The sequence below is a fragment of the Agromyces sp. NPDC056965 genome, from assembly GCF_042673425.1.
Classification (GTDB): Bacteria; Actinomycetota; Actinomycetes; order Actinomycetales; family Microbacteriaceae; genus Agromyces.
On the sequence record NZ_JBHURI010000021.1, the window covers coordinates 43,687 to 52,929 of the forward strand.

General features: G+C 70.0%; 9 protein-coding genes. 2 read left to right on the forward strand and 7 right to left on the reverse strand.

Going from position 1 to position 9,243, the window contains the following annotated elements; all coding sequences use genetic code 11:
- Position 1: 1 nt before the first annotated feature.
- The 4 genes from ACFTQE_RS07595 to ACFTQE_RS07610 all read right to left on the reverse strand — a co-directional run bounded on the left by ACFTQE_RS07595 (position 2) and on the right by ACFTQE_RS07610 (position 3,887).
- Complete coding sequence (locus ACFTQE_RS07595; RefSeq protein WP_376924472.1) at positions 2 to 1,426, reverse strand: threonine/serine exporter ThrE family protein; 1,425 nt, start codon at positions 1,424 to 1,426, stop codon at positions 2 to 4.
- Positions 1,426 to 2,781 carry an anaerobic C4-dicarboxylate transporter family protein gene (locus ACFTQE_RS07600; RefSeq protein ID WP_376924473.1) on the reverse strand — a complete coding sequence of 452 codons (1,356 nt, stop codon included), beginning with the start codon at positions 2,779 to 2,781 and terminating at the stop codon, positions 1,426 to 1,428. The genes ACFTQE_RS07595 and ACFTQE_RS07600 overlap by 1 nt, the downstream gene beginning before the upstream one ends.
- Entirely contained in the window at positions 2,778 to 3,518 is a 741-nt protein-coding gene (locus tag ACFTQE_RS07605) for a Type 1 glutamine amidotransferase-like domain-containing protein (protein ID WP_376924474.1), read from the reverse strand. The genes ACFTQE_RS07600 and ACFTQE_RS07605 overlap by 4 nt, the downstream gene beginning before the upstream one ends.
- A 246-nt stretch (positions 3,519 to 3,764) precedes the next feature.
- Complete coding sequence (locus ACFTQE_RS07610; protein ID WP_376924475.1) at positions 3,765 to 3,887, reverse strand: hypothetical protein; 123 nt, start codon at positions 3,885 to 3,887, stop codon at positions 3,765 to 3,767.
- A gap of 135 nt (positions 3,888 to 4,022) precedes the next feature.
- Between ACFTQE_RS07610 and ACFTQE_RS07615 the strand changes: the two genes are divergently transcribed.
- Positions 4,023 to 4,946 carry a LysR family transcriptional regulator gene (locus ACFTQE_RS07615; protein ID WP_376924476.1) on the forward strand — a complete coding sequence of 308 codons (924 nt, stop codon included), beginning with the start codon at positions 4,023 to 4,025 and terminating at the stop codon, positions 4,944 to 4,946.
- Between the two features lie 118 nt (positions 4,947 to 5,064).
- A complete protein-coding gene (locus tag ACFTQE_RS07620; protein WP_376924477.1) occupies positions 5,065 to 5,865 on the forward strand; it encodes an enoyl-CoA hydratase/isomerase family protein in 801 nt (266 codons plus the stop codon).
- On the opposite strand, the gene ACFTQE_RS07625 is transcribed toward ACFTQE_RS07620, so the two are convergent.
- Genes ACFTQE_RS07625 through ACFTQE_RS07635 form a run of 3 tightly spaced genes read right to left on the reverse strand, consistent with a single transcriptional unit; the run spans position 5,862 to position 9,158 of the window.
- Complete coding sequence (locus tag ACFTQE_RS07625) at positions 5,862 to 6,179, reverse strand: hypothetical protein (protein ID WP_376924478.1); 318 nt, start codon at positions 6,177 to 6,179, stop codon at positions 5,862 to 5,864. The genes ACFTQE_RS07620 and ACFTQE_RS07625 overlap by 4 nt on opposite strands.
- Positions 6,180 to 6,227: 48 nt before the next feature.
- Positions 6,228 to 7,811 (reverse strand): CoA-acylating methylmalonate-semialdehyde dehydrogenase, encoded by a 1,584-nt coding sequence (locus ACFTQE_RS07630; RefSeq protein WP_376924479.1) that lies wholly within the window; start codon positions 7,809 to 7,811, stop codon positions 6,228 to 6,230.
- A 3-nt stretch (positions 7,812 to 7,814) separates the two neighbouring features.
- Positions 7,815 to 9,158 carry an aspartate aminotransferase family protein gene (locus ACFTQE_RS07635; RefSeq protein ID WP_376924480.1) on the reverse strand — a complete coding sequence of 448 codons (1,344 nt, stop codon included), beginning with the start codon at positions 9,156 to 9,158 and terminating at the stop codon, positions 7,815 to 7,817.
- Positions 9,159 to 9,243: the final 85 nt, after the last annotated feature.

Sequence of the window (9,243 nt, forward strand, 5' to 3'; positions counted from 1 at the left end):
TCTACGACCCGGTTGCCTGAGAGGAAGGGGAGGATTCCGCGACGGGCGACGACGGCGCCGAGGCATCCGCCCGTCGATCGCCCGCCGAGCGTCGCGGCCGACGGCCCCAGAACGAACGCGGAGTACCGGGGACGAGTCGTGCCCAGAAGGGCGGCTCCTCCTCCTCGACGAGGCCCGCAGGCACGTCGATGTGGAACTCGGCGATCTCCTCTGCACCCTGATGGACGACCCGGTAGAGCGCCGTGCCGATGAGCACGCCGAGGGCGATCGACATGATCGAGATGAGCGCCTCGGCGAAGTCCTCGTAGCCGCGGGTGGTGCCGATCGCCTCCGTCAGGCCGACGAGGCCGGCGGCTCCGGGCACCAGCAGCCAGAACGCAGGAAGGAAGGTGAGCTGCGACGGCGCGCCGTGCCGCAACGTCGCGACCCACAGCACGACCGGGGTCATCGCGAGGGCGCCGACGAACCCGCTCACGGAGGCGCCGATGAGCGCGCCGCCGACGACCTGGCCGCTGTAGGCGACGAGGAGCACCAGCAGCACCCAGCCGAACGTGCGCGGCGGCGCGGAGAAGTGGAGGTAGTTGCCGATCGCGAAGAGCAGCACCCCGAAGACCGACACCCACCAGGGGAAGGCCTCGCCGGAGTCGAGCGGCACGTACGAGGAGCTGGCGACCCCGACGAGCGTGCCCGCCGCGAGGATTCCGAACGCGAGCAGCGAGAGCTGCACGAGCCCGAACACGAGACGGGAGGCGCCCGCGAGCATCTGGCCCGCCGCGAGTTCGACGACCGCGGTCGTCAGCACCCCGCCGGGCAGGAAGGTCGCGAGGGGGGCGATCAGCAGCCGGATGGGATCACCCACCGCGAAGTACGGTGCGATGAGGAACACCGCCGTCGCGCACACGAACGCCGCGAAGACCGGGAAGACGATCTGCAGCGTCGGCGAGCGCACGAGCTTCGCGACGCCGATGAACGCCCCGAGCACGAAGGCGACGAGCGCACCCTGCCACGTCGGCGCGAGCAGCAGCGCGAGCCCGGTGGTCAGCACGGCGTGGCCGAACGTGCGCACGACCCAGCCGTGCGACGGCTTCATCGCGCCGATCTCGTTCAGTCGGGTGATGCCGTCGAGCGGCGTGACCTCGGCACGCTTGGCCGAGTCGATCAGCCGATAGAGCGCCGCGATCTGGTCGAAGCGGAACGAGGCGTTCACCGACGACCGGATCGCGACCCTGCCCGAATCGCCCGCACCCGTCTCGATGAGGATCACGGTCGGCAGCACCACCACGTCGGTGTCGTCGCGCCCGTAGGCGCCCGAGACCTTCACGAGCGTGTCGCGGATCTTGTCGGTCGAGTCGGCGGCCGCGTTCATGCCCTCCGCGAGCCCGAGAAGGAACCTGCGGAGCAGCGCCTGGTCGGCCGCCTCCGCCATCAGACGATGACGAAGGAGAGCGCCACGCCCACGAGGATCGCGACGACGATGTAGACGAGGTTCGGCAGCTGGAACGAGTGGTCGAAGACGAACTTGCCCATCTTCGTCGTGCCGGTCTGGTCGAACGCGACCGTGGCGACCTGGCTGCCGTTCGCGGGCAACGTGTAGATGCCCATCGCGGCAGGCCAGAGGCCGACGAGCAGCGAGGCCGGCAGGCCGATCGTGATGCCGATCGGCACGATCGCGTTCGTCGCGCTCGACTGACTCGTCGTGAGCATCGCGACGAGGAACAGCGCGAGTGCGAAGAGGAGGGCGCCGAGGAACGCCGACGACCCGGAGACGAGCGAGCCGAGACCGTCGACGATGAGCGTGTTGTTCGCGGCGACGAAGGTGTTCGCGAGCCACGCGATGCCGAAGAGGGCGATCGCGCCGACCATGCCGGCGGGGAAGGTCGACTGCTTCGGGACATCCGCAGCCTTGACCTTGCAGGTCACGAAGATGAGTGCCGCGATGACGCCCATGATGACCTCGATGATGACGGTGATGCTGACCCGCACGGGGTCGCCCGAGTCATCCGTGCCGATCACCGGGCGGAGGCCCTCGAAGAGGCCGAAGAGCACGATGACGCCGACGCCGGTGAGGAAGATCGATGCCGAGAGCACGGCGCTGCGCGGCAGCTTCTTGTCCGTGTCGACCACGACGGCCGGCTTCACGAGGTGCTCGGCGACGCGGCGCTGGAACTCGGGGTCGTCCTCGAGGTCCTTGCCGTGCTTCACCATGACGAGCGCGGCGATGCCGAGGCCGATGATCGAGGCGGGCCACATGATGAGCAGCAGCTTGCCGAGGTCGACGCCCTGCGGTGCGAGCAGCACGACCATCGAGGCGGTGGCCGCGGAGACCGGGCTGCAGAGGATGCCGACCTGCGAGGCGACGGCCGAGACCGACAGCGCCCGTTCGGGGCGGATCTTCTGCTGGTACGAGACGTCGTAGATCACGGGAAGCAGCGGGTAGAAGATGTTGCCGGTACCGGCGCCGACGGTGAACAGGAACGACATGGCCGGCGCCAGGAAGACGACCGACTTCGGTCGCTTCTTGATGACCTTCGACGCGATCGAGACCATCCAGTCGATGCCGCCGGCGGCCTGCATGACGGATGCCGCGGTGATGACGGTGATGACGATGAACACGGCGTCGACCGGCGCGTTGCCGGGCGCCTCGCCGAAGACGAAGACGAGCACCGCGACGCCGACGAGACCCCAGACGCCGAGGCCGATCCCGCTCGTGCGGGTGCCCATGTAGATCGCGAGGATGACGACGATCAGTTCGGCGACGAGGATCCAGACGTTGTCGTTCACGACGAGGGTCCCTTCACGATGGGGCCGGTACTGGCCAGCACCTTCGTCGGGAGGGGCGTCTCGACGATCTTCCCGTCGATCGCCTCGACCCTCAGCGCCAGCGGGTCCTCGACGGGGCTGACGGCGGTCACGAACTCGGAGCCCTCGAAGTGCAGCGACTGCAGGTTGCCGACCGCGTAGCCCGTCGCGAGCTCACCGCTCAGCAGGGAGGCGTGGAACAGCGGCTGGCGCTGGTCTTCGGCGTCGTAGTGCGGGCAGAAGCTGCCGTGCAGGAAGCCGAGCCCCTCGGGCAGCACCTGCAGGGTGGGTCCGTAGCTGTCGGTCGTACCGCCCTCGAACCAGCAGATGCCACCGGCGGAGCCGCCGGTGAATACCGTGTTCGAGTTCGGGTCCTCCCACATCTCGCGCATGATCTCGTCGAGGCCCTGGCGCTTCCAGACGTCGAGCATGTTGGCGGTGTTGCCGCCGCCGACGTGGATCACGTCGAAGCCCTTCACGAAGCCTGCGAGGTCGTCGACCGCGCGATGGAAGAGCGGCAGGTGATGCGGTGCGCAGCGGTCGGAGTCGTACGTCGTGTAGAAGCTCACGATGTACGCGGCGTCATCGCCGGTCGCCGTGCCGACGAAGAGCACGCGCGGGCGCTCCTTGCCGGTGAGCTTCAAGATGTAGTCGTGCGTCGGGTCGGCCCGACGCTCCATCATCGCTTTGCCTGCGCCGGTCGCAACCACATGCGCCATCGTTCCCCCAAACGTCGAGCCTTCGGGCACACGCTAGCGGGAGATCGTCAGCCGTGTCGAGAGGCGCGACGGCACGCATCGGGATCCCCCCATCCCATCCCGATACGCATGACGAAGGGCCGCCCCGCGGGGTGTCCCTCCCCCGCGCGGCGGCCCTGCAGCAGGGCCGCGCATCTGGAAGAGGATTGCCCCTCTTCCGTGCAACGGTCCTGCGATCCGGGGAACGGACCCCCGGAATTCGCGGACCTAGACGGTGCGCGCGAACGTCTCTCGCGGCTGGCGACGGTAACCGTCACGAGCGGTGACGACGACCGAGCCGATGATGGCGGCGACCGAGACGGCGCCGAGAAGCACGATGACACTGAACATGGTGATTCCTTTCGAAGTACGAGCGGGAGATCGAGCGATCGATGCCCCATTGCACGAGTTCGACACCTCAATTGAATCGCGAATGATAGTGCAGCACAAGCTTACGATTCTACAATGACGATGTAGGCTGGCTACATGGATGTGCGGCGATTGGACCTGCTGCGAGAGCTCGCCGAACGCGGCAGCGTGACGGCCGTCGCCGAGGCCACCGGGCGCACGCCGTCGGCGGTGTCGCAGCAGCTCAAGGTGCTCGAGCGCGAGGCCGGAATGCCCCTCACCGAGCGCAGCGGCCGCGGCGTCGTGCTCACGAGCGCCGGGCACGCCCTCGCCCGCAGCGCGGCCGATGTCGCGATCGCCCTCGAGCGCGCGACCGCCCTGTGGGACGAGTTCCGCAACCACCCGAGCGGTGAGGTCTCGCTCCTCACCTTCCCAACGGTCGGCGCGACGCTCCTGCCCGCGGTGCTCACCGACCTCGCGCAGGTCGCCGGGCTCGTGGTGCATGCCACCGACCTCGACCCCGAGCTCGCCGAGTTCGCCGACCTCACCTCCGACTTCGACATCGTGCTCGCGCACACCATGCCCGGGGTGCTGCCGTGGGGCGGCCGCGGCCTGAAGGCCGTGCCGCTGCTCACCGAGCCGCTCGACATCGGCCTGCCCGCCGACCACCGCCTGGCCGGGCGAGCGCACCTGACGCCCGCCGATCTCGTCGACGAGACCTGGCTCGGCGTGCCGCCCGGCTTCCCGTTCGAACGCATCCTGCACGCGATCGAGCAGCAGGCGGGCCAGCGGGCGAACGTCAGCCAGCGGTTCAGCGACATGCGCATCATCGAGGCCTTCATCGAGGCGGGCCTCGGCATCGCGTTCGTGCCACGGTTCACGAGCGGCGCCGTGCCCGATTCGATCGTGCTGAAGCCGCTGCGCGGCGTGGCATCCGCCCGGCAGATCGTGGCGCTGGTGCGGCCGGATGTCGCGGAGCGCCTCGCCGTGCGCACGGTGCTCGACGTGCTCGTCGCGCGCGCCTCGCGGCTCGAGCAGGCGCACGCGGCGGCGACCGGTTGAGCCGAGCGGACGCCGTCCGCGCCACCTGCTCGGGACGGCTCGTGTCGCACCGGACCCCGGTTGTCGATGGTCCCGTGCGACACGAAGGGTCCCGAGCTGCGAAGTAGACTCCACGTTCATGAGCGATGACGCGATCCTGTTCGAAGTCGAGGGTGGGCTCGCCCGCCTCACCCTCAACCGGCCGAGCCGGCTGAACGCCGTCGACCCCGAGGCGATCCGTCGCTGGCAGGGCCTCGCCCACGAGATCGCCGAGCGCGACGACATCGGCGCCGTGCTCTTCGACGCCAACGGCCGGGCGTTCTGCGCGGGCGGCGACGTGCGGGCGATGTCCGAGCTGGCAGCCGCAGCAGAGTCGAGCGGCGAGGAGTCCGCCGCTGCGACGATCACGGCGCTCGCCGACGCGATCCACGACGGCCACCGCACGCTCCGCGAGAGCTCCAAGCCGATCGTCGCCGCCGTGCAGGGCCCGGTCGCAGGCGGCGGGCTCGGCTTCATGCTCGTCGCCGACCTCATCGTCGCCTCCGAGCACGCGACGTTCGCGAGCCGGTACGCGGATGTCGCGCTCACGCCCGACTGCGGCGTCAGCACACTGCTGCCCGAGGCCGTCGGAACCCGGCGCGCCCTCGAGCTCACGCTGACCTCGCGCACCCTCACCGCCGCCGAGGCGCTCGACTGGGGACTCGTCGCCGAGGTCGTGCGCGCCGAGGCGCTCGAGGCGCGAGCCCGCGAGATCGCGCAGTCGTGGATCGATGGAGCGACCGCGGCCTTCGGGCAGGCCAAGCGCCTCGTACGTTCAGGCCTCACCCGTGACTTCCAGGTCGCCCTCGACGACGAGGCGCGCACCATCGGCGCGGCCTTCGCGACGCCCGAGGCCGCCATGCGCATCGCGGCGTTCGGGCGGCCCGTCCGCTCGAGCTAGCTGCCGCTCGCCCGCCCTCGCAGCGCCTCGACGAGTTGCTCGACCGTCGGCACACCGGCGAGGCCGGAGGGCGTCGGGTAGACCCGGCAGGCGAGGGACTCGGTCGCACCGTCGGATGGGAAGAGGTCCCGGCCGTCGGCGGCGATCGTCGGCGAGCCCGCGAAGGGAGTCTCGCGAGCCGCTTCCGGGGTGGTCAACAGCACGAACTCCACGGCGATGTCGGCGAGCCCGATCGCGTCGAGCGCCGCCCGTGCCGCATCGCCCGCCTTCGCGGTGTTCGGGCAGTCGTCGATGTGGAGGATCTCTACGCGCACGACTCCATTCTCCTCGCCCGCCAGGTCGGCCGGCCCCTCGGCGCACGTCTAGTCGTGCTGCGGGAACCCCAGGTTCAGTCCTCCGTGACTCGGGTCGAGCCAGCGCGACGTCACCGCCTTCTCCTGCGTGAAGAAGTCGAAGCCGCGCGCACCGTAGGCCTTGGCATCGCCGAAGAGGGAGTCCTTCCAGCCGCCGAACGAGTGGTACGCGACCGGCACGGGGATCGGCACGTTGATGCCGATCATGCCGACCGTCACCTCGCGCTGGAACCGCCGGGCGGCGCCGCCGTCGTTCGTGAAGATCGCCGTGCCGTTGCCGTAGGGCGAGGCGTTGATCACCTCGAGCCCCTCCTGGTAGCCGTCGACGCGCACGATCCCGAGCACCGGCCCGAAGATCTCGTCGCGATAGACGGATGACTCGAGCGAGACCTTGTCGACGAGGGTCGGGCCGAGCCAGAACCCCGCGTCGTCGCCGTCGATCGGCGTCTCGCGACCGTCGACCACGACCGTCGCCCCGTCGGCCGTCGCGACGTCGAGGTAGCCGACGACCTTGTCGCGATGCTCGCGGGTGATGAGCGGCCCCATGTCGCAGCCGCGGGTGCCGTCGCCGGTGGTGAGCCGCGACATCCGCTCGCTGATCTTCTCGACCAGCTCGTCGGCGACCGAGTCGACCGCGAGCACGACCGAGACCGCCATGCAGCGCTCACCCGCCGAGCCGAAGCCGGCGTTGACCGCGGCGTCGGCCGCGAGGTCGAGGTCGGCGTCGGGCAGCACGAGCATGTGGTTCTTCGCTCCGCCGAGGGCCTGCACGCGCTTGCCGTTCGCGGTCGCGGTGGCATAGATGTACTTCGCGATCGGGGTCGAGCCGACGAACGAGATCGAACGCACGACGGGGTGCTCGAGCAGCGCGTCGACGGCCACCTTGTCGCCGTGCACGACGTTCAGCACGCCGTCGGGCAGCCCGGCCTCCTGCATGAGGCGAGCGAGCCAGATCGCCGCCGACGGGTCCTTCTCTGAGGGCTTCAGCACGACCGTGTTCCCGGTCGCGATCGCGAGCGGGAAGAACCACAGCGGCACCATCGCCGGGAAGTTGAACGGGCTGATGATGCCGACGACGCCCACGGGCTGCTTCGTCGAGTACACGTCGATGCCGGTCGACACGTTCTCGGAGTACTCGCCCTTCGTGTACCCCGGCATCGCGCACGCGAGCTCCACGACCTCGAGGCCGCGGGCGATCTCGCCGGCCGCGTCGGAGAGCACCTTGCCGTGCTCGCTCGTGAGGATCGCGGCGAGCTCGCCGCTGCGGGCGTTGAGCAGCTCGCGGAAGGCGAACATCACCTGCTGGCGCTTGGCGATCGAGGTGTCGCGCCACGCGGGGAACGCGCGGGCCGCCGCCGCCACGGCCGCGTCGACGTCGTCGGTCGACGCGAAGCGCACGCGCTTCTGCTCGACGCCGCGAGCGGGGTTGTAGACGGGTCCGCTGCGGGCGGAGTCGCCGGCGACGGATGCCCCGTCGATCCAGTGCTCGATCGTGACGAGCTCGGCGCCCAGCGGTTGGGTCTCGGCGAGCGATGCGGCCGTTCGGCCCGCCCGGTCGTTCTGGTCTGCCTGTGTCTGGTCTGTCTGGCTCATGGGTCAGCCCTCTCCTTCGAGTGCGGTGCGGAAGACGTCGTCGTAGATCGCCATCGCGTCGGCGACCTCGTCGGCCGTGACGACGCACGGCGGCACGACGTGGATGCGGTTGTCCTGCACGAACGGCAGGAGCCCGCGCTCGACGAGCGCGGACTTGAGACGGCCCATCGCCGCCGCGGGGAGCGGCTCGCGGGTCGCGGGGTCGGCGACCAGCTCGATCGCCCAGAACACGCCCTCGCCGCGCACCTCGCCGATCATGGCGTGCCGTTCCGCGAGTTCGACGAGTGCCGGGCCGATGACCGTCGCGCCGATCTCGCGGGCGTGGTCGACGATGCCCTCCGACATCATCGCGTCGAGCGCGGCGACGATCGAGGCCATCGCGAGCGGATGCCCCGAGTAGGTGAGTCCGCCGGGGAACACCCGGTCGTCGAACGTCGCTGCGATCGGGTCGGAGATGATCACGCCGCCGACCGGCACGTACCCCGAGTTCACGCCCTTCGCGAAGGTGATGAGGTCGGGTCGCACGTCGTGGCCGTCGAAGGCGAACCAGCGGCCGGTGCGGCCGAACCCGGCCATCACCTCGTCGAGGATCAGGAGGATGCCGTGCCGGTCGCAGAGCTCGCGCACGCCGGCGAGGTATCCGGGCGGCGGCACGAGGATGCCGGCGGTGCCGGGGATCGTCTCGAGCAGGACCGCCGCGATCGACGAGGGCCCTTCGGCCTCGATGACTCGGCGGAGATGCTGCAGGGCCCGTTCGGACTCCTGCTCGGGCGTCGTCGCCCAGAATTCGGAGCGGTAGAGATAGGGCCCGAAGAAGTGCACGTGGCCCCGGGCGAACTCGTTGGGGATGCGGCGCCAGTCGCCCGTCGAGACGATGGCCGCACCGGTGTTGCCGTGGTACGAGCGGTACGTCGAGAGCACCTTGTCACGGCCGGTGTGCAGGCGCGCCATGCGGATCGCGTTCTCGTTGGCATCGGCGCCGCCGTTGGTGAAGAACACCTTGCGGAATCCGGATGGCGCGCGCTCGACGATGCGCTTGGCGGCCTCGCCGCGGGCGAGGTTCACGGTCGACGGGGCGACCGTGGTGAGGAGCTCGGCCTGCTCGCGGATCGCCTGCACCACCGAGGGATGCTGGTGTCCGATGTTGACGTTCACGAGCTGGCTCGAGAAGTCCAGGTACTCACGGCCCGCGTGATCCCAGACCCGGCTGCCGCGACCGCTCGCGATCACGAGGCCCGACGGATTCGCCTGCGTCGACCAGGAGTGGAAGACATGCTCGCGGTCGAGCGCGCGAGCGAGCTCGTCGAGGCCGTCGGTGAGGCTGCCTCCGGTGTTCGTGTCGGTCATGGCTTCGGTGCCTGGAGGTGCGGGACATCGAGGCCCACGAGCCCCCGGCCTTCGGCGCGGCCCTGCGCCGCTGGCTGGTCTACAG

Coding starts and splice junctions, on each gene's coding strand:
- ACFTQE_RS07595 (WP_376924472.1), bottom strand. CDS start 1,426: ATGGCGGAGGCGGCCGACCAGGCGCTGCTCCGCAGGTTCCTTCTCGGG.
- ACFTQE_RS07605 (WP_376924474.1), bottom strand. CDS start 3,518: ATGGCGCATGTGGTTGCGACCGGCGCAGGCAAAGCGATGATGGAGCGT.
- ACFTQE_RS07610 (WP_376924475.1), bottom strand. CDS start 3,887: ATGTTCAGTGTCATCGTGCTTCTCGGCGCCGTCTCGGTCGCCGCCATC.
- ACFTQE_RS07615 (WP_376924476.1), top strand. CDS start 4,023: ATGGATGTGCGGCGATTGGACCTGCTGCGAGAGCTCGCCGAACGCGGC.
- ACFTQE_RS07620 (WP_376924477.1), top strand. CDS start 5,065: ATGAGCGATGACGCGATCCTGTTCGAAGTCGAGGGTGGGCTCGCCCGC.
- ACFTQE_RS07630 (WP_376924479.1), bottom strand. CDS start 7,811: ATGAGCCAGACAGACCAGACACAGGCAGACCAGAACGACCGGGCGGGC.
- ACFTQE_RS07635 (WP_376924480.1), bottom strand. CDS start 9,158: ATGACCGACACGAACACCGGAGGCAGCCTCACCGACGGCCTCGACGAG.